The organism is Metabacillus litoralis, from assembly GCF_007994985.1.
GTDB classification, from domain to species: Bacteria; Bacillota; Bacilli; order Bacillales; family Bacillaceae; genus Metabacillus; species Metabacillus litoralis.
In genome coordinates this window covers 1-22,684 of the sequence record NZ_VOQF01000005.1, presented here as the reverse complement: position 1 = coordinate 22,684, position 22,684 = coordinate 1, and the positions used below count along the sequence as shown (strand labels likewise).

The 22,684-nt window shown below is 34.4% G+C and carries 15 protein-coding genes; 6 read left to right on the top strand and 9 right to left on the bottom strand.

Annotated features, from left to right (window positions below; translation table 11 throughout):
• Positions 1–3: 3 nt before the first annotated feature.
• From FS935_RS08435 to FS935_RS08415, 5 genes are all read right to left on the bottom strand, one after another.
• Entirely contained in the window at positions 4–1,221 is a 1,218-nt protein-coding gene (locus FS935_RS08435; protein ID WP_146947509.1) for a TRAFAC clade GTPase domain-containing protein, read from the bottom strand.
• A gap of 10 nt (positions 1,222–1,231) precedes the next feature.
• A complete protein-coding gene (locus FS935_RS08430) occupies positions 1,232–4,252 on the bottom strand; it encodes a zinc ribbon domain-containing protein (protein ID WP_146947507.1) in 3,021 nt (1,006 codons plus the stop codon).
• A gap of 168 nt (positions 4,253–4,420) precedes the next feature.
• Complete coding sequence (locus FS935_RS08425; protein WP_146947505.1) at positions 4,421–6,502, bottom strand: Hsp70 family protein; 2,082 nt, start codon at positions 6,500–6,502, stop codon at positions 4,421–4,423.
• 30 nt (positions 6,503–6,532) lie between these two features.
• Positions 6,533–8,188: an Hsp70 family protein gene (locus FS935_RS08420; RefSeq protein ID WP_146947503.1), complete on the bottom strand. Its 1,656-nt coding sequence runs from the start codon at positions 8,186–8,188 to the stop codon at positions 6,533–6,535.
• Between the two features lie 28 nt (positions 8,189–8,216).
• Positions 8,217–9,179 carry a nucleotide exchange factor GrpE gene (locus tag FS935_RS08415; protein ID WP_146947501.1) on the bottom strand — a complete coding sequence of 321 codons (963 nt, stop codon included), beginning with the start codon at positions 9,177–9,179 and terminating at the stop codon, positions 8,217–8,219.
• A 415-nt stretch (positions 9,180–9,594) separates the two neighbouring features.
• Here FS935_RS08415 and FS935_RS08410 point away from each other — a divergent pair, with 415 nt between their 5' ends.
• Positions 9,595–9,933, top strand: coding sequence for a hypothetical protein (locus FS935_RS08410; RefSeq protein WP_158638568.1), 339 nt, complete (start codon positions 9,595–9,597; stop codon positions 9,931–9,933).
• A gap of 272 nt (positions 9,934–10,205) precedes the next feature.
• Here FS935_RS08410 and FS935_RS08405 read toward each other — a convergent pair whose 3' ends face one another.
• From FS935_RS08405 to FS935_RS08390, 4 genes are all read right to left on the bottom strand, one after another.
• Positions 10,206–10,514, bottom strand: a complete 309-nt coding sequence (locus tag FS935_RS08405) for a transposase (RefSeq protein ID WP_240050879.1) — start codon at positions 10,512–10,514, stop codon at positions 10,206–10,208.
• Positions 10,515–11,217: 703 nt separating this feature from the next.
• Positions 11,218–15,108: a VWA domain-containing protein gene (locus FS935_RS08400; RefSeq protein WP_146947497.1), complete on the bottom strand. Its 3,891-nt coding sequence runs from the start codon at positions 15,106–15,108 to the stop codon at positions 11,218–11,220.
• A 19-nt stretch (positions 15,109–15,127) separates the two neighbouring features.
• Positions 15,128–15,811: a class B sortase gene (srtB, locus tag FS935_RS08395; protein WP_158638567.1), complete on the bottom strand. Its 684-nt coding sequence runs from the start codon at positions 15,809–15,811 to the stop codon at positions 15,128–15,130.
• Between the two features lie 1,349 nt (positions 15,812–17,160).
• A complete protein-coding gene (locus FS935_RS08390; protein ID WP_240050860.1) occupies positions 17,161–17,751 on the bottom strand; it encodes a transposase in 591 nt (196 codons plus the stop codon).
• A gap of 359 nt (positions 17,752–18,110) precedes the next feature.
• On the opposite strand from FS935_RS08390, the gene FS935_RS08385 reads away from it, so the two are divergent.
• From FS935_RS08385 to FS935_RS08365, 5 genes are all read left to right on the top strand, one after another.
• Positions 18,111–18,782: a response regulator transcription factor gene (locus FS935_RS08385; RefSeq protein WP_146947493.1), complete on the top strand. Its 672-nt coding sequence runs from the start codon at positions 18,111–18,113 to the stop codon at positions 18,780–18,782.
• Positions 18,779–20,152, top strand: a complete 1,374-nt coding sequence (locus FS935_RS08380) for a sensor histidine kinase (RefSeq protein ID WP_146947490.1) — start codon at positions 18,779–18,781, stop codon at positions 20,150–20,152. Before FS935_RS08385 ends, FS935_RS08380 begins: the two co-directional genes overlap by 4 nt.
• A 117-nt stretch (positions 20,153–20,269) precedes the next feature.
• The gene (locus tag FS935_RS08375; RefSeq protein ID WP_146947487.1) at positions 20,270–21,202 is read left to right on the top strand and encodes an ABC transporter ATP-binding protein; all 933 of its coding nucleotides are present in this window, start codon (positions 20,270–20,272) and stop codon (positions 21,200–21,202) included.
• Positions 21,180–21,884 carry an ABC transporter permease gene (locus tag FS935_RS08370; protein ID WP_146947486.1) on the top strand — a complete coding sequence of 235 codons (705 nt, stop codon included), beginning with the start codon at positions 21,180–21,182 and terminating at the stop codon, positions 21,882–21,884. The genes FS935_RS08375 and FS935_RS08370 overlap by 23 nt, the downstream gene beginning before the upstream one ends.
• Positions 21,884–22,618, top strand: a complete 735-nt coding sequence (locus FS935_RS08365) for an ABC transporter permease (RefSeq protein ID WP_146947485.1) — start codon at positions 21,884–21,886, stop codon at positions 22,616–22,618. Before FS935_RS08370 ends, FS935_RS08365 begins: the two co-directional genes overlap by 1 nt.
• Positions 22,619–22,684: the final 66 nt, after the last annotated feature.

The following is a 22,684-nucleotide window of genomic DNA, read 5'->3' as shown; positions in this document are numbered from 1 at the left end:
TGATTACCCCCTTTTTTCCGTACTTTTAATGATTCCATTTTTCCATAACAACCATAAAAATGGATCTTCCACTCGGTAAGGTTCAACACTCTCCACTTTCATATTTTGTCCTGGATTATTTCCTAAAGCCGAAAGTCCAAAAAATGCATGATCTTTATAGTTATGATCTAATAGGGCTGTAATGTTTCCTTTGGACCAACCTTGAACTAATGATTTCATTTCATTATTCACACTTTGGAAATCAATCACATCAAAGGCATTTGTATCAGTGTGTCTTCCATTTTGCTTTAACTTACTGCTAGGATCGAGTAAAGGTTGGATTGCATCAATTTTTGAAAAACTTAAAGCCATTGGAATATCAATTTTCTTTTTCATTTTAATCTGTAAGGTATTTCGAATAAGGTTCGTTGTTCTTACAAGCACATCATTAACATCATTTTCTGTATCTTGATGTGGCAAGTTAATATCTGGTGACTGTGCTTTTAATTGCTCACGAATATTCGGTAATTGTAATGGATCAAGAAGACAAATGACTCCTGCCGAGTTACAAATATATCTTGTATGCTTTAGCATATTTTTCTCTTCTTTAAGATCCTCACCAGCTGCATCAAATAACGCTAACGTAATCACCTTTGTCCCAAAAACTCCTTCTCCTGAAAAAGAAAGGGTAAATAATAATGGCTTTTTCACATCAGCATTTACACGTGCTGATTGTGTTACATCAAGTGTTGTTTTATTTTTATACAGTGGGTCTCTGAATTGGCGATTATATCGTTGAATCGTTTCATCATTTTCCGGTTTCAAATAGCAATTATAAGCATTACCAATTTTATTCTGAATTTCGTCAATTAAAACAGCAATATAATGACTTTTACCTGCTTGCTTTGCTCCTATAACTGCAATAATATAATCCTCATAATCACTAATGGTGCTAGGCAGTGTTGAGTGACATGTTGGACAGATTCGAATAGACGTTGTTGTACTGCATGATCGACAATTTTCATGATCTGGCATAGAAGGTTTTAACCAGGAAAGCCCTGATCTTTTAATCTCTGGTTCTGTAACAGTTGGAAGCTTTAATCGGTAATTATATTCCCAATATGTAGAGTATTGTTCATCATCCTCTACACACTTCTCGTCAGCACATCGAAATTTCACTTCGTCGATTTTATGTTTGTTAAAGCAATATGGACATACATATGCCCTTTTAAATGTAGCCATTGTTTTCCTCCTATTTACCTGTTGTAAGTTCACCTATTGATTCTAATAAAAATCTAGTTCGATCATTTTGATTAGCATAAAACAGTTTGAAATACGCATTCCGGTCCATATGAGCTGTTAAATCAATTTCATATTTTGATAGATCTGTTCCTTCTGGAATAACATAAATCTCTGTACCATCATCTTTCGAAAGTGGTTGCCTTCCTTGCTGTTTTACTACTATTAGCTCTGGTGATCCTACTGTGATATCTGAGCTGTTGATCGTGATCACATTTTTCTTCTTTAGGAATCCCTTTGACTCCACTCGATATTGGATCTCGATTGGTTTTGCATTTGTATAAAAATAACGCGTTCCTTCTGAGTAAATTGTCTGACCGTTTAGTTCTTCCCCAACATAAATTGTAATAAAAAGATGATCAAAAGCTTTGATAGAATCTATTTTATAGCCATTAAATGCCTCATAAGATACTTTTGAACAATGACGTTGCACTGATTCAGCATCCCTAGGATCTGTTGGATATTCTTTTTCGCTATATACAACAAGTACTTGCTCAACATCCTTTGGCCAATTCCATTTTAAATACAAATCACCTTTATCATCAGTTGTGCTACTGATTTCAGAAACATCTCTAATATGTTTTAATACTCTTTGTTGTCCGATAACTGCAGCATTGCCAAGCTTTGATACCGGTAATAAATACGTTGGGCGATTAGCCGTAAGAGAAATTTCAGTCCAATCATTACTCAAAACAGGTTGTTGCATGTTCCCGTTCATTTCACCTTTAAGTTGTTCGTATAGATAAAAATCTCCTAGTTTAAACCCGGTAAAAGGAGCTTGTGAGATATAGACAATTTGTTCGCCTTCCATGACATTGTTATTTTTAATAAGAGCTTTTTGATTTTGGTATTTTACTAGAATATTAACAATCGGCTCTATGTTCAACGCCATCGTGAGAACAGATTTTCCATTGGACAAAATAAACTTGCCATTAACATCTTCATACTGACAAATCACAAGATAACCATACTGTTTGTCACCTGATACATCTTGATCAAGCACTTCATTTACTTTTACGCCATTTAGCTTAGTTCCATCGCCTCTTTTAAGAGGAATACCATTTTCTTTCTTCCACACTTCTATTTTTGTTTTTAAAGGAGCTTTCCATGTAATCTTAATTGCTCCGTTTTCAGGTTTTGCAGATAAATTCTCCACTTCAAGCATTCTCATAATTGGATCTCCATGAGTCATTGCTTTTGCTATGGCTGACAGTCTTTTTGTAATAAGGGCATAAAAATATTGCTTTCCTGCTTCAGTATCTTTATCTGTGAACGAATTGGAACTAGTTTCTCCGATCATAACACCATCCTGGGTATGTGTTGGAGCAGCTCCTTCTTTACGAATAATTCGATACACCAGTTCCCCTGTTGATGGTGAAGGTACCCATGATAAAGCGATAGCTTCAGAAGTAAGCCTACATTCTAGCTTTTCAGCTGGATCTGGTGGTAACTGATTTAGTTTTTCACGAGCTCTTTGACAATCTGCACTACAATCTAATGCCTCTATATAATAAGAAGCAGCACTTTTTAGATCTTTAGCTGCAGAGGCTTGTTTTAGATAATTTTCGGCAATTGATAATTTAGTCGTAATTTCCCGTTCAAAATGGATGCTCTCTACTGCTTCACGGTTAAGTTTTTTTAACAAAAGAAGCTCTTTTTCTGCTTGATAGTAGTGTTTTCTCTTCATCTCAGCTTCGATTTTTTTAATTTGCTGTTGAATATCCTTCTTATATGCTGAAACCTTTTGTTGAGCTACTATCACTTCTTGGCTTTTAAAATTGTATTCAGCCTTTAAAAAGCATTCCTCGGCGAGAATAATATTTTTCCTAGAAAGAGCATAGTAGCCCTCTTTAAGTAATTTATCGTGATAAACTAACCCCATAACAGACTGACCACAGCTTGTACAATGAGTTGAACCACTTTCTATTAATCCTTGGCAGTGACTACATTTGTTTCGTAACGAATAGCCACAACCTTTGCAATGTGAAGAGTTTTTCACATTAACAACACCACAAAAATGGCATTGATGCAGATCTAACTCTGTTTCTTTTGAAATATTACTAGTAAGAAGAAGAATTCCATTTTGCTGGCAATAACTCTTAATTTTATCCTTTGCCACATCTTGACCTAAACCTTCATTAACAGCTTCTTTCACTAATTCCTTATAAACGGTATAATCAATTTTCCCATGAATGGAAGCAATTTTTATATACTCAACAACTGTTTCAAATCGCTTTTCTTGAAGAGAGTTATCATATTTTGTTCGTTCACTATCATTTTTGAAAATTCCATTCGCAATAGAATACAGCTGTTTTTTATATTCTGCTGCATCTGTACTAACACCTTTGTTCTGATAGCGTTGATACAGCTCCTGTGATAATTTGGATAAAGTTTTAATATCTGCCGTCGTAGGTTGCTCTAATAAATCGTATAAAGTTGGGATAGAACCAATTTTAGCCTCGATATCTAATTGATCGAGTAAATGAAGGATTTGTTTTATTTTCTCTGGATTAAGCACATCTTGTTTACTGCTTGTGGAGGATGTAGTTGGACCATCTTTATCATCCTTTATCGGAACATTGATTCTTTTTAAAATAAGATCTTTAGCAACTTTTGTGTCTTTTTCAACAGAAGCTAATTCTACTTTTGTTATATATCCTTTTGCTGAAAGTACTTTAATAACTCCATCTACTCTTTTATTTATTGCCTTTTCTTTCTTTAATCTCTCTTTATGAGCTATTTCCTTAGCTTCAGTAGCTTCTTCTTTTCGTTTATCTTCATCTAACATCACATCTAAGATTTGCTCTGACAAGCCTAAGTAATACTTGATCTTTTGCGCATCACGTGGATGATTTCTTTTTTTACCCCACTCAATTTTCTTCTTATCTAATGCCTGTTTAATGACCACTTCATTTTCTTCTGGAGGATCATATGGTAAATCTAATAAGAGATAAAAATTTGGTCTACTTTCCATTTATGTTTTCACCTCTTTATCTAGACTTCTCGGAAAGTGATATAACAGGTAAGTTGTTATTCCTACCTACCAGATTTTAAAAAAGGGAGGAGCAAATAACTACTCCTCCTACTTATTTAGTAAATTTATTTGTATGATTTTTGTATAACGTTCTTCTAAAAGGAGATTTTACTTTTTCGAAAAAGTTAGTGCAGAAACCTTTGTATTAATTTCTTGTGCGATTTTTGAGAATGATTGTTGTAGCTCATTAACGTTGGTGAAAAGAGCATTTTCATCAGATGTAGCTATTTTTCCAAGAAACCTTGAATCTGCTTTTCCAAAGCCTATTGCAATAATCTCCATACCCTCACGTTCACATCTTTTTGCCATTTTGATTGCATGATCTTGGTCATACCAAACACCATCAGTTAAAACAATCACATAGCGCACGCCAACTCTTGGTTGAAGCAATTTAAATGACTCTGTAAATGGTTCTGCATTATTGCCAATTCCAAGTGATGTTCTGTCATAAAGGCTTTGAAGTTGTTCAATACCTGCTTCAAGCCTAGATTGATCCTGTGAAAGTGGCTCTGTTACCCGAACTTTATTAGCAAAACCCATAATACTAATGTGCGTATAACTTAAATCCATTTTGCTCACAAAATCAGCTGCCGCAGCTCTTGCCTTTTTAAGTGGAGTACCAGCCATACTACCTGACAAATCAATTGCAATCACTACTGATATCGGTTCAACCATATTCACTTCTTCAACAGGTGGTCTTCCCATCCATGAAATGTCATCTGGGACAGGTTCTTTTATAACATTTAGGGTCTTACCCGTTTCTTTCTGAACCGCTGTCACTGCAACAACACCATTTTCGTCATATGAATAAGCAACATCGATCGAAACAGCATCTTGTGGAATATGCTTAATATTTGAAACAGTATATTTACCGAGAATATTACATTCTAAAGGCAGATTACTTTCACCTTGTGTTACATACACTTCAAGAGTATTTTCATTATGAGCTGATGTTTTTAGTTGATATGGTCTTTGCTCTGTAATTGGAATAGGCTTATTTTTAGGAATAATTTTACTAGTTACATATTGTGTGTACTCCTCATTTATTGCCACCATGCCCAAAGTATGACTCATCACATCTTGCACTTTTTTATAAGAAGCTCCTAAAGAATAAGTAATTTTAGGGTTTAGCTTGTCCATTTCAATTTTAGCCTGGATCGCAGCCCCACAAGCTACTACTTCATCAACATTTAACCCTTTTAAAGGCGGTTTACCGATTTGTTGCTCAATAAAAGCAGAAACCATTGGCATTTTAGTTGAACCACCGACTAGGATCACATCATCAATGTCATTCCATGAAAGGTTTCCATCAGAAAGTGCTAAACCAGCCAAATCCCATGTTCTCTCGATTAAGTCACTTGTAAGATTTTCAAAGGATTCACGTGTTAATTCAAACGTGCTTTTATTACCTTTGTACACAATTGATAAATTCAACTTCGATAAATCTGTTAAATTCTTTTTAGCATTCTCACAATCTACTAAAATTTCATTTAAAGCATCTTCATCTTCCAAAGGATCCATAGCATGCTCTAGTTCAAACTGCTCACAGAAATGTGCAGCAAGACGGTCATCCCAATCCTTCCCACCTAAAGAATGATCTCCATTTGTCGACAACACTTTAATTTCATCTTCATTTATATTAGCGATGGTCACATCAAAGGTACCACCACCCAAATCATAAACCATTATATTTCTGGTATCTTTTACTTCATTTAATCCATAAGCAATCGCTGCAGCTGTTGGTTCATTAATAATACGTAAAACATGAAATCCAGCAAGCTCCCCTGCCTTTATCGTTGCTTCTCTCTGGCTATTATTAAAATAAGCCGGTACTGTTATCACTGCATTTTTAATCTCTTGTCCAAGCTCTTCTTCTGCATCTGATTTTAGTTTTTGTAAAATAAGAGATGAAAGTTCAATTGTGTCATACGTTTTCCCATTAAAATCATAGGTGAAATGAGGATCACCCATCACTCTTTTAAAGAATGACGCAACTTCAACTGATCCAAATGCTTGCTGATCCTTTGCCTCATCACCAACAATTGGACTTTCATCACCAAAATAGATAACAGATGGTGTTGTTGCTTTTCCTTCAAGATTTTTTATGACAGTAGGGCGACCGGATTCATCAACAATCGCCATGACCGAATATGTTGTTCCTAAGTCAATTCCTAAGCTATATGATGACATACTAATACGAATCTCCTTTAAAACCCTTTCTTACATTACAACAAGAGCTTTTGATTTTTCTTTAGCTTCCACTACTTGTTCCTCACTAATAACGGATGTTGTTTCAATCGTTGTATTGATTTCACCGTTATTTGTTACTTCAACACCTTTAACATCAAGACGACCATTTTCATTTAATGTAAAAGTAATATCAATTGGAGATCCCTCAGATAACCCTGATGGTAACAGTAAGGTTGCTTCACCAAGCTTGTTTGCATCATATTCCTTTAGAAGCTCATCTGAAAATTCATTCTCCATAATTTGGATCAATACATCTTCTTGGTTAGGTTCAACTGTACCAAATCTGGAAGTATGCTCTTTAGGTAGTGCATCATTTTTAAAAATAAGGTTAACAACACGATCAACACTTTCACCGTTTTCCTCAACTCTTGCAACAATACCAAAGCTCTTACTACTTACATTTATAATTTTTGTTTCAGCTATTTGTTTGACTGTGCTTGAGCTAATTCGGAAAAGCTGCTCTGCTTCTTGAGTAATTTGTTCTTCCTGCTCGACTGTAAGAGGTGTATCTGTTCCGCCAACTTCCTCTTTCTTTGATTGCACCCAATCACGAACCGATTTTTCCATACCATAAATCGTTGCACCTTTTGCAACCGCTTCATCAGGGTCAAATTTGATTGGTTGAACACCAAATTCTTGAATAATACGTGCTTCAATTTGTGGCATACGTGTTGATCCACCAACTAAGATGATTTCATCAAACGAGTCTTTTCCTTCACCCTTTTTCTTTGCATCTTCTAGCATTAGCTTTGTTAATTCAACCGTACGATCATTTAAAATTTCTGTAATTTCTTCAAATTTCTCTCTCGTTAACTCAACACGAACGCTTTCTGTGCCATGTACAAAACGAATTGGAGCTTTTTTACGATCACTTAATGTTTTCTTTGCATTTTCAGCACTTACTTCTAGATCTTTCGCTGTTTCTGGATCTTCTAAAATATCATCAGTGTTCCCAGTTTGCTCATGATATTGATCAACTAAATAATTAATGATCGCGTCATCCCAGTTCTTACCACCTAAGTTATGATCTCCACCTGTTACAACAACTTCGATCGAGTTAGGCGTAATTTCAATTAACGTAACATCAAATGTTCCGCCACCTAAGTCATAAACCAATACTCGCTTTGTTGTATCACGAGAAATTCCGTATGCAACTGCAGCAGCTGTTGGCTCATTGATAATATCGATCACGTTTAACCCAGCAATTTCTCCTGCACGCTTTGTTGCTTCACGTTCGTTGATTCCAAAATAAGCTGGTACTGTAATAACTACATCTTTAACCTCTTCACCAACATTGTCTTCAGCATCTTTAACAAGCTTTCTTAGAATTAATGCTGAGATTTCCTCTGCACGATATTTTTCTTCTTTATTGAAAAATTCGTAATCTGTTCCCATTTGGCGTTTAATAAAAGAAACAACATCATTTGGATATAGTTTTCCGCTCTCTTTAGCAGCTTCTCCTACGACAATATTTGTTGTATCTCCTTCATCCTCAAAAAACACAACTGAAGGTGTTGTTAAATTTCCATTTGAGTTTCTTAAAACGACTGCTTTGTTATGCTCATCCATATAAGCAATACATGAATACGTTGTTCCTAAATCTATTCCGTAAACTTTTTTTGACATAAATAAACACTCCTAAAATTTTATCATTCTATTGATTACTAGCTTCTTCGTATACATAAACAGTTACTAATTCTTTGCGCATAATTCGTTCTTCTCTTTCATAGCCTTTGCCTAGACGTTCTGCAATTTGCTTATCTAGCTCAGGTTGATCCGTTTTAACAGTTTTCACAACTTTTTGACGATTTGAATCAAACGTCTCCCCTTCTTCTTCATACGCCTCAACACCTTGCTTATAAAGAATATCTTCCAGGTCCATAATTGATTCTTTGATCACTTTGATGAACTTCTTAAATTCTTCATCTTGTGGAAGACCTTTGAGAATTTTACCCGTACGATCAATAGATAAAATTAAGTCCATAATAATAGGCGTTAATCTTTCTTGAAAACTATTATCCTTATACATTTGTAATTCTTTATGTAAATTATCAATAACCTTATCTTTATGCTGATCGTACTTTAATTTTGTCTCAAAATCATTACTTAACTTATTTAATTGCTTATCTACCGAACCAAAGCTATCTTGGATCAACGAATTTAAACCAGTAATCTCAGTCTTAACTCCATCCATTCCAGCTAAATTCTGATTCTGATCAATAGATTCAGATGTATTTGATGTATTTTCGTTTTTCACTTCATTAAAAGTTGTTACGTCTTCAGAGGTTTGTTTTAAGGTTTCACGATCATCTTGTTCGTTTAAGTGGATATCTTCATTATGATCGTCTTCAATTTCATTTATTTTTTCATGGTCGTTGCGAGGGTTTGGGACTGGGTTATTCTCTGTAAAAGGCTCAGGATCCCATGTGATTGGTTCTGTACTAGATGCAGATTGTTCATCTGCCATCTGATCAAATATGGTAGGTTTCATTTTCGTACTCGATTGTTTTTCAAGAATAGTTTCGTCTATTTTCTGTTGCGTATCATTTTCATTTAAATCTATGAAATCAGGCTGTTCATTTTGAACTTTCTTTTTTCTATTATTGATAAAACTCATTCTCCCACTCCTTCTCCCCTAATCAAAAATTCCTAATACTTTTATCATACTTATAACGTAAATTATACCATACCAAAAAATTGTAAAAAAGAATCGATTTTTATTTTATGGGAAAGAAAGTCGATATTTTACCAGTTATAAACATTTGAGGAATTTGTTGAAAGGACTTCCGCATTAGAGGCTAAAATTACGACTGATTTTCGTCCTAAAAATATATATTAATATAGATTTTTTGTTTCAATTTTTTACAAAAACCCTAAAAATTTTCATTTTATAGTCGATAAGAACTATATAGAGAGCTTTTTCCATAGCTTGTTGTTATTAACGGTTATTTCCGTAGAAGTGAGTTCGCTGCATTTCACTATAACAACACCTACCAGAAAAAAGCCATTTAAAAAGATAAAGGTGGTTATCAATGATGGAAGCAGTAGTTGGTGGTTTATTTGGACTTTTATTCGCATTATTCATTCCTATGCAAATTGTTTTCGCAATTAAAATTAAGCTTTCCCTGTCAAAGCTGAGACGCCTTGACCAAATCACAGAAGACGATGCGCTTCACTTTCACAAGAGTATGAAAACTGTTCTATGGGTACCATACACAACAAAATACTTCAACCGTATGAGAGAAGCATACAAGTACATCTATGACAGCCCTCTTGTAAGCTTCGAAACTAAAAAGAACGTACATAAATCACTGAAATTCCGACTAGTACAAGGAATCCCTGTTCCTAAGCAGTATCATTCTGCTTCGTAAACGGTGCCTGTCACCACCCGAATTTTGTCGAATAGAACCAAAAAAATAAGTAGCTACCTATGTAGCTACTTATTTTTTCACCTATTTACGAATTGCAATTTCGTCATTTTTCGGGGCGTGACAGACACGAAAAAACTGCTCCTTTTTTCCTGTCGACCTCCCTTCCATCTCATTTAAAAGGTTGTGTGGATAGAAAGAGGGCAGAGCTTAAGGTTTCTTTTTGCGTCTTAAAAACAGGTCATAGCTACTCCATGGATAGTTCTCAGGGAATTCTACCATTTTTGCTTCAACTGGATATAAATGAATATATCCACATACTTCCACCTTAGATTTATTTGAAACAATAACAGAATCAAAAAACGCTTTTCGAATACATGACCAGTAAGGTTGTAACGAATATTATAATAATTCACGCATTTTTTATTGGTGAGTGCCATGATTTTAGAAATGGAATGTTGTTGTGATCGAAGCTGGAGATGATAATGATTTGTCATTAAACAATAGGATGCAATTTCGTAAGGATATTTCTCATAGAGTTTTTTGAGGATATAAAAGCAGGTGTGAAAATCTCTGTTATCGATTAAAAAGGGATCGCGGCGGTTCCCACGACAAACGATGGTAAAATAATGAGGCCCCTAGATTCTAGGTTTTCTCCCCATACAATACTTTCCTTAATTTCTTATAAAAGCTTACATTTGCTGCCCTTAATAAAATAAACCGCATCAAGTCTACTAAACTTATTTCAAGATATATACTTGATAAAAACACATACTTTACAAAACTAAAATTAACACGAACCATCAATTCTCCGCCTATCTTTTTCGCTACAAGAATATGGTAAGTTTGAGTAAATAGTCAAGATGCTTTCATTCGACAAATTCCGGGTGGTGACAGGCACCACTCAGAACTAGAATAAATCTAAGAATGTTAGCAACAGGAGAATACCCGATATAGTTATAAATGAAGCAATATTAATTTTTTTATTTAGTTTCCATTTTCGACTAAAGATCATTAATACTAAAAATAATACTATATTAGGTATTAATGCCTGGAAATAACTTTCTATTACATAACTATATGAATTTTCTTTTGGATAAATCAATATACTTCTCCAGCCCTCTACTAAGGATAGAAAAAAGTAAAAAGGGATGAAAGTAATATTACATATAAGGTATATATAAACAACTTTAATAAGTATTCCCCCTAATAAAAAAGAGTTAGGGCGGGTTTCCTTCGCCCTAACTTTTGAATTAATTTATTCTTTCACATTCAAAAAGCAATTATCTAAATACCTTCATTCACTCTTATATCATGAAGATAATCATAAAAATTATTTAAAGAATGTGCTTCTGCCGCTTCACCAGCAGCGTCAAAGAATTCTTCCTTCTCTTTAGCTATTTGTGTATCAGTTTCAGCTAGTTCATCTAAGAAATCCTTGAACGTCAATTTATATTGGTATAACAGTAAATCCCAATACGTTTCAGAATAATCCCATTTTTCGTCTTCATATAACTTAGTAATTTTAGTTAAAAACTCATAATCAAAATCATTGTAATCTTTTCCATCATAATCATAGGCTCCAAACTCTTTTCCTAATTTTTCAGCGTCCATATAGTGATCTATTACATGAAGAATATCAAAGGACATTTGATGATTATAAACTTTAGAATTATAATTATCACCATTAACTGTAGCCCATGGGACTACTGGAGTTACTGACGTTGCAATATCACTTCCTAGATCATGCAAAGCATTCGGTCCAAAGAAAGGTGCAGCGTTAAATGTTCTAGTTAGAACATAATTACCATCGTTAAGTGCTGATTCAATTTTTTCTTTCTTCTTCTCGTTCCAAGGTAAATCAGAATAAATTTCATCAACTGTGTTTTCTTGTAATCGATAAGATGCTATCTGCGCAAGCCATCCTCCAAGAGAATGTCCCGTAACATATATTTTAGAATCAGGATTATCTAGTATTACTTCCGCAGCAAATTCAACCGCTTTATTTGCTTGATCGTCAAATGCTCCAAATAAATTACCCGCTACATTTGTAAATAACCAATCTGTAATTAGATCCGTTTTATCTTCAAAAGAATCTGACCCTCTATATGCAATCACAATTTCGTTACTAGATGTATGTTGTAATGCTATAGCACTAAAACCTGTAAATGCGTCATTATCGTCTGCAGCTATTAAATTCCAACCTGTTAACTCACTAACTGGATCCGCATATTTTCTAGGGAAGTGACTTCGAATTTCTGCACCCTTATCATCTGGTTGATAGGCCATTGCAGGCACATAGTAAACACCACTAGCAATGTTACCTTCTAAGTCAACATAAGAAAGCTTACTAAACATGAGTGAATGTTTTGCAGTAATATTATATTTCATTCTCTCGTCTTGCTTTTCATCTTTATCATTTAGTCCATCACGATCTGAGTCTACTAGTAATGGATCTGAAAACATTTTGAAGTAAATCTTATCATCTATTTCATCATAGAATGTAGTCATTTCCTCTCCGTCATTTAATCCATCACCATCAGAATCAATATCTTGAGCACCGTCCATTAATCCATCGCCATCAGTATCTTTAGTATTATCAAAAAACGTCTTTCCTTCACCTGATCTTAATAAACCACCTTCTTCAAGATAATCAGGTATACCATCCAAATCTTCATCTTTCGTATAGTCTACTGTGTCACCAGCAGTATCCTTTAATACTTCGTCTAATTGATTAGCATCCGTTGCAAAATAATATTTACCTTGTGTTTCAGTTGCAATACGCTCTAGTAAGGTTCTGTTAACTCCATTACCTAAGCCGATTGTATAGATAATAACGCCTTCTTGTTTAGCATATTCCAAAGCATCTTCATTCCAATAACCATCACCATCTGTTAAAAAGATAACATACTTGGTATGGTCCTTGGATTGTTCATCAAATGCATCAACTGCCGTTTTTATTCCATCGTATAGATTAGTTCCACCACTTGAATCAATCTCATCAATCTTCATTTTTACTTTTTCCTTCTCGATTGTAAGATCAATTGTGATTCGGCCATCATCATCAAAATCAACAACAGCAGAGCGATCCGTATCTCTTAATGCATCAACAAAATTTTTCGTAGCATATTTCCTTAGTTCCTGTGGATCCATGGAAGACATACTACCTGAAGAGTCAATTGAAAATACAACATCTAAATTTTTAACCTTTCCACTGTCATCTAGATCTGGAGGTCTTATTTCCTTTTCCCACACTTCATCCCACTTTTGTCCATTTAGCAAGATATACTTACTAAAATGTTCAACGGTAGTAGTGACTGTATTATTTTCAGGATTATGAACTTGATTTTCTAATCTTTCTAAACGCTTTAAATCCTCATTATAATAGAAGATTTCCGGTTTAAAGTCTTCAGAAACAACAGATTCATCATAAGTAAACGTCATTTCTGCATTAGAAAATTGTACATCTGAGTTAAATTCATATGCAGGTCCAATATACCCTGGAATCTGGTCATTTAAAACTGCATCGCCCTCTAGGCTAGTAATTGTCGTTGACATACCGTCTTCAGCCGCTGAATGAATGGTAACGGAAGGAACAACAAACTCATTTGTATTAAATTTATTTGGTTCTGTTTGAACCGGGATTACTTCATTCCCATCAATTATTCCATTTCCATCAGTATCCTGTTTTGTCGGATCAAATCCTAATGGAACCTCTTGGGAATCACTTAGATTATCTTCATCCGTATCATACTTTGTAGGATCAGTTCCTTTATTGATCTCAACTTGATCTGTTATATCATCAAGATCAGTGTCATCTTTATATGGATCAGTATTAAGCTCTTGTTCCTTTTGGTTCGATAACGTATCTTGGTCAACATCTTCATTTGCATCGCTTGTACCATTATTATCAGTATCAACTAGATTAGGATCCGTTTTTGTAACATTTAACTCATAATCATCTGATAAGCCATCTTCATCCGTATCTTTCTTAATTGGATTTGTCTGATGAATGTATACCTCTTCTCCATCCTTCAAAAGATCTCCATCTGTATCTGGATTATCTGCATCTGTTTGATAAACAGCTTCCTCTTCATCAGCAATCCCATCTTCATCACGATCAACAAACGGTTTCACCATAACTAAAGTAGAACGATACATTTCCTTGCCATCTTTTTGGGCAGTTACTAAATAGTAATAAGTTTCATCTGCTTTACTTGACTCATCAACATAAGAATTTTGAGTCACATTTTCTGCGATAACATCTAAGTTACTAGGAGTTAATCCTCTTTTAACTTGATAACCAGCACCTTCAACAGCATTCCATTTCAGCGTAGAAAAACCAAAACTTCTACTAGCTTTCAACATTAACGTCGTATCAACATCTAACACCGCTTCAACAGTTGTCGTTAATTCATATTCCTCACCATCGATAACAATCTTATGTGTTTTTTCAATGATTTCTTTTTGTTCCTCTGCATTTGCTAGAGAAAAAGAAGGAATAAGCATGGCTAATACGACTAAGAACGTTACTTCCTTTTTCAAACGTTTCTTTTTGAGTTCTCTATACGCAATAAACATTACTAAGATGGACAAAATAAGAGCAACGATATAAATCATAAGATTTGTACTATCGCCTGTTTGAGGTGAAAGTGAAGGATCCTTGTCCTTTGATGCACCATCCTTATCATTGCCAACTTTTTCTACAACGATTGGTGCCTCATCTTGTGCGTCATCTTTCTGTTGTTCCTTTTTATCTTCATTTTTTTCTTCTTTCTCATCTTCCTTAGGATCTTCAATTTCAGGGTCAATAGGCGGAGCCGTTGGAGTTGCTTCTGTCACTTTTGCTGTAAAGCTAACTATCACACTCCCAAACTCTTCAATACTATTAATATCCCAAACTAGTTTGTTATCAATTAATTCAGCATCTGTACTTTCAACTACAAGCCCTTCTGGTAAAGTAGTCGTTACTACAATATCTTTCCCTTTGCTGCCAACTAAATTCGCTATATCGAGTGTGTAGACAATTTCATCCCCAACATCATAGCTTTCTTTATCTGTTGATACTGTAACATCTAGATTTGAGAAGTTTCCCTCAGCTTGTACGATCTGATTTTGTGGTAAAAATAAACATAATATAACAGCAATAAATAAAGATAAAGTCCACTTATTTTTCATGTATTCATTTGTCCCCCAACTATTTTAACTTCGCATGAACAATCACACGTTCAGTTTCTGTTGCATTTGTACAAGTCGATAATGTTAGAATTCGATCTTCCTTCTTCACTTCTACTTCAATAGGAACAATCGATTGCTGCTTAAGGTTATTGACGAATTTTTCAAAGTCTGAATCCTTTTCAAAAGATGTTTTCATCCAATCTACATCTTCCGTTTTATAAATTGAAAATACTTCCCACTCGTATGTAGTATCTAGGAGATCAAAAGTTATAAACTTATGACTTCGATAAAACTCCTCATCTAAATAATTCCTCAATGACCCAAACATACTTCGATCTTTCATATTATGTCCATAGAGAATCAGATGTTGATCAACTGGGTTTAATGAATTTCTCTCATCTAAGAATATAGACCCAACAAAATCCTCTTCTTTATAGAAGTTATGTGATAGATAAAAAAAGTTATCAATCCCTTGTACAACAGGATAATTAACATTTGTATTAGCAATGCTAATCCACCCTACATAGTCACTATTAATCTCTTTCAAATTCTCTTGCTTACTAGTATTCACTTCATTTACATTGGCTTCCTCATATAACTTCTTGACATCTTCATATTTACCTGCAGATTGCTGATACTTATTATAATTCACAAATAAAATATAAACTGAATAAACAGCAACACAAAAACTAACAACAAACAATAATGTGAATATAATTCTTTTTATTGACTATCACCTCATTTCTAAATAGTTACAAAGTAGCCCTTAATTGTAAAATCTATCTTATATTAGCAAGTTTTTACACAAGTGTAAATAGAACTAAAATTCACCATTTTATATTTAAATATTGTGAAATGTTGTTCATTTGACAAATAACGCCAAATTAACTTAACTTCACTTTTATTAACATAATGTAGAAAAAAATTCTAAAACTATTCTCTTAATAATATATTTAGATAACATTAATTGTTGATCTCTTTGCAACTTTTTGACTATAATCCTTAAAACAAATGATCTCTAATTATCTATAAATAATCATAATGGTAATTTTATTCATATAAAATCTACTTTTTATTATTAAAAATGAAGAGAAAAATTTTTTGACCAGTATCTAATAATTTAACTCCAAACCCCCCACAAATTATCGCACAATATAATATTGCAATTTAAGATTTCGATATTAATTCGACAAAATACAAGATATCTTGCATATCCACATAATAATGAAAAAATAATAAAAATTCTCTTCATAGAAACGATAAAGAAAAAGACGAGTGATGTGAGAAGAAATTGAGAGAGAGAAAAGCTATAGTGTTTATTTGGTTAACAGAAAACCCAAATTCACCAAAAACTTTTGAAGCTTATAATCTTGTTACCTTAGACGTCGCTTCCTAGATTAGATATTCCTAAGGGAAGAGAATCAAAAGAGTGAATCCTACTGTTCCAATTATTAAAATATCAGCCGAATCATCAATTGAAGACAAGCCTGAAGGAATTTAGATTGCAAATAATTAAATGTTACAAAGACCTTTCTACCAAAAGAGTTAATAAAACGAGATGAATTACTTTTAGAAGGTTTGACCGCTGTGTGGTAGCAGGTTAGAACAATTAAATCACTTAGAAATAGATGTAAAAATTTCATGTCATCCACGAAAACTCAAACTGGCGAAGAAATCACCCCCCTTCAAAAAACAGCTATATTAAGGAGCTTGGGAAAAGCTATTCATTGAGGGGGTGAAAAAGCATGAAGTGAAGTAGAATTAAATCACTATAGTTTAGATCATCTTTTTAGCTATTTCAATTACCTATGTATATCTCATTTAATTTATCTTAAGCATTAATTATGTCCCCGCAATTATCCTAGAGAATAAAAAACCAGTAGTCCCTATGAACACTATCTATCAAGTATCCGAGAAAATGTGGCATTCACATGTGAAGACATTAGTTTAATTAGCTCTTGTGTAACCACACTTTTGACTAGAAACTACTTATTTATTCTTTTAATTAAATTCTCTTTTTCACGCCACATTCATTACTACTATCTATTGGTTTCATAAATCATTTTTATAAATATCAAACTCAATATCCCTTGGACCATGAAAAATACGAAACTCCTCCCTCCTTTCTTCTAACGTCTCCCCTTCCATTTCGTCTAATAAAATCCCCGGATTAAAAAACGGCAAATAATCATATTCCTCATCGTTTATAAAAAACAAATGATAGCTACTCCAAAGATAATCCTCTGGTCTCATCACAATATTTGCCTCAACAGGATTCAGGTGTATATACCGAGAAACCTCCAGCATTCCTTTTTTAGCAAGAATAACGCTATCATAAAACCTTTTCTCAAACACATGTCCAGTAAGGTTATATCGTGTGTTATAGTAATTCGCATACTGTTTATTAATAAGTGCCATAATTTTCGAGATGGAGTGTTCCTGAGATTTTAATTGAAGATGATAATGATTTGTCATCAAACAAAAGGAAGCAATTTCAAAGGGGAATCTTTCATGAATTCTTCTGAGAATAAATATGAAGGCTTGAATATCTTTTTCATCCATAAAAAGCGGATCGCGGCGATTTCCACGACAAACGATGTGATAAAAATATAGAGGTGATAAATTACGTGGTTTTCTTCCCATCCTATCTATTACAACAGCAAATGCAGGAAGAATTTTGCGGGCTATAACTTGAAACTTTCAAACTACTTTTCTCCAGGGCAAAAAGCTGACCCTTTATTGACTTTATCCTCAAACAACAATCTACTACTGATAACTTGATCTTAATCACCTTTCCCTTCCAATATATGTTTTTCGCTTTAAATATATTTGAAATCAGACTTCTCGTCAAGATACTACCATTCGACAAAAACCGGGTAGTGACAGGCACCAAATTTCCAAGTACTATCAAAATAGATACGAATACGAATCGGTCAATTTCTTCGACAAATTCCGGGTGGTGACAGGCACCGCCCGAAATAAATAAGGGCGGTGCTGTAAAAGTGAACTCGATATTATATATTGAAGATGATCAGGAGATTGGTCAGTGGGTTGAGCGCGAGTTAGTTGCTGAAGGTTATGATGTGAGTTGGTTAACGTCAGGTATTGATTTGCCTAGTGATTTGAGCAAATTTTCTATTGTGATTTTGGATGTGATGCTACCTGGGCTGGATGGTTTCTCGATTGGGAAGAGGATAAAGAGAAACGGCCGTGATATTCCGATCATTATGTTATCAGCACGTTCTACTCTTGAAGATAAGCTTGAGGGTTTAGAGTTTGCAGATGATTATATGACAAAGCCCTTTCATCCACAGGAGCTCACAAAAAGAATCGAAGTTTTATTACGTAGATTTAATAAAGAAACCACAACAAAAAAGCAAATTAAGCATCTAGAAATAGATACCACTAATCATGTGATAACGAATACCAAGACTGGTGAAGAAATACTTCTAACAGGAAAGCAGCACCATATATTCGCCTTCTTTTTACAGCACCTTAACCAAATTTTAACGAAGGAGCAACTTTATGAGGGTGTATGGAAGGAGCCCTATATCGAAGGAGACAAAACCTTAATGGTACATATTCGCTTTCTTAGAGAAAAAATTGAGCTCAATCCTTCCAAGCCAGAAATTATCGAAACCATTCGTGGAATTGGTTACCGGGTGAAAGCATGAAATGGAAATGGATAAAATCATTACAATTTAAATACTTGATGATCATTTTTTTAGCTATGGCAATCCTCCCGATCTCCGTCCCTTTTATCTCGTTACTAGTTTATATTCCAGCACTAGTTGTAGAAGATCCTGCGAAGAAATCATCATTTTCAGGCTCTATAGATTTAGAGGAGATGTGGCATAAAGAGGCAAAATCTTTATCAGAGGAAAACGAAAATGAAATACGTGATAAGTTACAAAGCATCAAAAAAAAGCATCCTGAAGCAGAGCTATTTTGGGTTGATTCAGATGGGGTCACTCGTGACACTTATTCTGTTGAGAATAAACTTCCTGAAAAATGGTCTTCTTCTTACACCATTCAGTTTATGAAGGACGCCTATGATGCAGATCCGTTCACAGTTGTTGCCTTTTTTGAAAACAACCCGAACAATGGATTTATGGTCATTAAAGTTGACCGAATTTTACTTGAACCACCAATTCAACGTTTAGGCGACCATTACACATATATCTTTATTTTTGTAAACATCCTTATACTACTTCTATTCATTTTTCTATCATGGTTATTTTTCAAAAGCATTCATAAAAGACTACTTCGACTTTCACATGCTATGGAAAATAAAGGTGATAATGGTATTCCTCAAACGGTAATTGTTTCAAAAACAGATGAAATTGGTCAGCTTGAGGATAGCTTTAACAAAATGATTCAGGAATTAGAGCAAAGCAATCAGCGTGAACAAAAGCAAGAGGAATTGCGCAAAAACCTTATCGCCAATTTATCACATGATCTGCGAACTCCACTAACAACAATTCGAGCTCAGCTAGATCATGTGAAGGAAGAAGTCAAAACAATTAAAGGAATTGAAGCACTATCTTCTATCGATCACAAAATTGATTATCTTGGTAGTCTTATTGATAACTTATTATCGTACACACTTTTATCTTCAAAAAAATATCCATTTCATCCAGAAAAAACAGAACTAAATCGTTTTATTAGAAAAATAATTGCCCAGTGGTATCCAGTTTTTGAGGAGAAAAATTTTGCTATTCAGCTTAACACAATTCCTGAACAGATATACTGGGATATTGATCCACAGTGGATGGAGCGAATTTTAGATAATCTTCTTCAAAACGTGATTCGCCATGCAGCAGAGGGGAAATATATTGAAATTTCTCTTATTAGTGAAGAAAATGCTGATAAACTTGTGATCATAGATAAAGGCAAAGGTTTTAATGAAAAAAGTGAAAAACAAGGTGCCCGAATCGGCTTAACAATTGTTGATGTGATGGTAAAGGAAATGAAGTTAACTTGGTCGATTGAAACTGGTGATCAAGGAACAACGATTACAATAAAACATCATAAAAAAGTGTAAAACACCTGCTTATTGGGTGTTTTTTCTTATGTAAAGGAAATTTTAAACAAAATTTAAACAAAACAAATACCTCATTTTAACCCTAGCCGTCTAAGCTTTAACTTGAGGTGATTAATCATGAATGAAATTATTAAAACAAATAATTTAACAAAGCAATTTAAAGGAAAATCAGTTGTAGACAAAGTCAATTTATCGATTAATAAAGGAGAAATTTACGGATTTCTTGGTCCAAATGGTGCGGGAAAAACAACAACGATTCGTATGTTGCTCGGGTTAATGAAACCAACAAGTGGCCGTATTGAATTGTTTGGTGAAGATGCAAAAGCTAATAAAATCAAAGCACTTAAGAAAATTGGTTCTTTAGTAGAATCTCCATCTTATTATGGACATTTAACAGCACGAGAGAATTTAGAAGCACTTCGCAGAATCCTTCAGGTTCCGAAGAGTCGTATTGACGAGGTATTATCAATTGTTCGTTTAACGAAGGACGCCGACCGAGCTGTGAAGGGATATTCACTTGGGATGAAGCAACGTCTTGGAATTGCGTCTGCTTTATTAGGAAATCCAGAATTACTTATATTAGATGAACCAACAAATGGACTTGATCCTTCAGGCATTCATGAAATTCGCGATTTAATTAAAAAAATGCCTACAAAATTTGGAATTACGATACTAATTTCCAGTCATCTTCTTAGTGAAATTGATCAAATGGCATCACAAGTTGGAATTATTTCAAACGGAAAAATGATTTTTCAGGATTCAATTGAAAACCTTCGTAGTAAGGCAAAAGCTGAAATTACAGTAAAAGTTCAAGATACGAAAAAAGCGAAAGCACTTCTTTTATCAAAGGGTATTTTAACTGAGGTTGTAGAAGATCGATTAATTTCTCACGATATGTCTGATGAAAAAATTGCTGCAATGATAAAACTACTTGTTACAGGTGGTCACTCGATTTATCGTGTAGAGGAAAAACGTAAATCATTAGAAGATATTTTCCTCGACCTAACAAGTGCGGGAGGTCTGAAACATGCTAACAGTCTTTCAAGCTGATTTATTAAAAATTAAGCGAAAATGGTTTTGGTTCCTTGTTTTTCTAGGACCATTTGGTGTGATTGCCATGCAGATGGTGAATTACGGTGTTCGCTATGATTATTTAGTAGAAAATAGCCAAAACGTCTGGCAGGATTTGATTGCAAACGTGAATATGTTTGTTTGCCCTGCCCTTCTTCTTGGGATAACCATTTTAGCATCACAAATTGCCACCATTGAGCACCAGCAAAGCTCATGGAAACAACTGCTCAGCTTACCTATAAAACGCCGAATTGTGTTTTCATCGAAATTTTTCGTGACATTTATGATGCTGTTAATTTCTTCAATTTTATTGTTTGTTGGAACCATTTTATTAGGACTTGGTCTTGGATTCGATTCAGGCATGCCCCTAACAGATATTTTGAGAAATAGCTTTTATCCACTTTTAGCTGGTTTACCGATTTTAGCTCTTCAAATATGGTTGTCTATTACGATCGAAAATCAAGCAGTATCATTGAGCGTTGGCATTTTCGGAGCTGTTTTTTCAATGTTTGCTTTTTATGCTCCTGATTGGGTGATCTGGAAATGGCCTTTATTATTTGGTGAGCATGAGCCGATTTGGTATGTAACAGCAGGAACAACGCTCGGAATCATCATCCTTTTAATAGGAATGATCGATTTTGAAAAAAGGGATGTGAAATAATGTTTATTCATCTACTACAATCAGAAATTCTGAAAATGCGAAAAACTCATGTGTGGCTTTTATTGTTTGTTAGTCCATTTCTTGCAACAGTCGCCGCTCTAGCCGCTAATCCACCAATCGAGGAAGCAGCAAATGAATGGTCACTAACGTTACTCATCATGACACCGATGCACACTATTTTATTTTTACCTTTAATTATAGGCGTTTTCACAAGCTTTATCTGTCGTTACGAACATAAAAATGGTGGGTGGAAACAGCTATTAAGCTTACCTGTAAAACGTACACATGTGTATATGTCAAAGTTTCTATTTGTGATGCTGTTAATTGCTCTTAATCAACTTATTTTTATGGGAGGCTGGATAGTAGTTGGACTTGCGAAAGGATTTACAGATCCATTTCCTATGGAGATCATTGTTAAAAGTATTCTCGGGGGATGGATTTCAACACTACCATTAGCTGCCATTATGCTTTTAGTTTCAATGGCTTGGTCAAGTTTTGCAGCACCACTTGCGTTTAACGTTTTCTTCACAATGCCAAATATACTTGTTGCGAATTCAGAAACATATGCACCCTACTACCCATGGGTCCAACCATTCCTTACAATGATCCCAAAAGAAGAAGGCTCCTGGGGAGGCTTTTTCGTCTCATTCGAATCCATCATCTACGCTATTACGTTTGGCTTCATCATCTTTTTTGTGAGTGGATTGATGTATATTCAGAGGAAGGCGGTTTAATTCGGTGCCTGTGGTCAAGCCCCCAATAAATAGACACATGTAAAATACGACATTTTACACTGCACT

Excerpts from the sequence above, each read along its gene's own strand:
- FS935_RS08435 (WP_146947509.1), bottom strand. The coding sequence starts at position 1,221 with ATGGCTACATTTAAAAGGGCATATGTATGTCCATATTGCTTTAACAAA.
- FS935_RS08430 (WP_146947507.1), bottom strand. The coding sequence starts at position 4,252 with ATGGAAAGTAGACCAAATTTTTATCTCTTATTAGATTTACCATATGAT.
- FS935_RS08425 (WP_146947505.1), bottom strand. The coding sequence starts at position 6,502 with ATGTCATCATATAGCTTAGGAATTGACTTAGGAACAACATATTCGGTC.
- FS935_RS08420 (WP_146947503.1), bottom strand. The coding sequence starts at position 8,188 with ATGTCAAAAAAAGTTTACGGAATAGATTTAGGAACAACGTATTCATGT.
- FS935_RS08415 (WP_146947501.1), bottom strand. The coding sequence starts at position 9,179 with ATGAGTTTTATCAATAATAGAAAAAAGAAAGTTCAAAATGAACAGCCT.
- FS935_RS08410 (WP_158638568.1), top strand. The coding sequence starts at position 9,595 with ATGATGGAAGCAGTAGTTGGTGGTTTATTTGGACTTTTATTCGCATTA.
- FS935_RS08400 (WP_146947497.1), bottom strand. The coding sequence starts at position 15,108 with ATGAAAAATAAGTGGACTTTATCTTTATTTATTGCTGTTATATTATGT.
- FS935_RS08390 (WP_240050860.1), bottom strand. The coding sequence starts at position 17,751 with ATGGGAAGAAAACCACGTAATTTATCACCTCTATATTTTTATCACATC.
- FS935_RS08380 (WP_146947490.1), top strand. The coding sequence starts at position 18,779 with ATGAAATGGAAATGGATAAAATCATTACAATTTAAATACTTGATGATC.
- FS935_RS08375 (WP_146947487.1), top strand. The coding sequence starts at position 20,270 with ATGAATGAAATTATTAAAACAAATAATTTAACAAAGCAATTTAAAGGA.
- FS935_RS08370 (WP_146947486.1), top strand. The coding sequence starts at position 21,180 with ATGCTAACAGTCTTTCAAGCTGATTTATTAAAAATTAAGCGAAAATGG.
- FS935_RS08365 (WP_146947485.1), top strand. The coding sequence starts at position 21,884 with ATGTTTATTCATCTACTACAATCAGAAATTCTGAAAATGCGAAAAACT.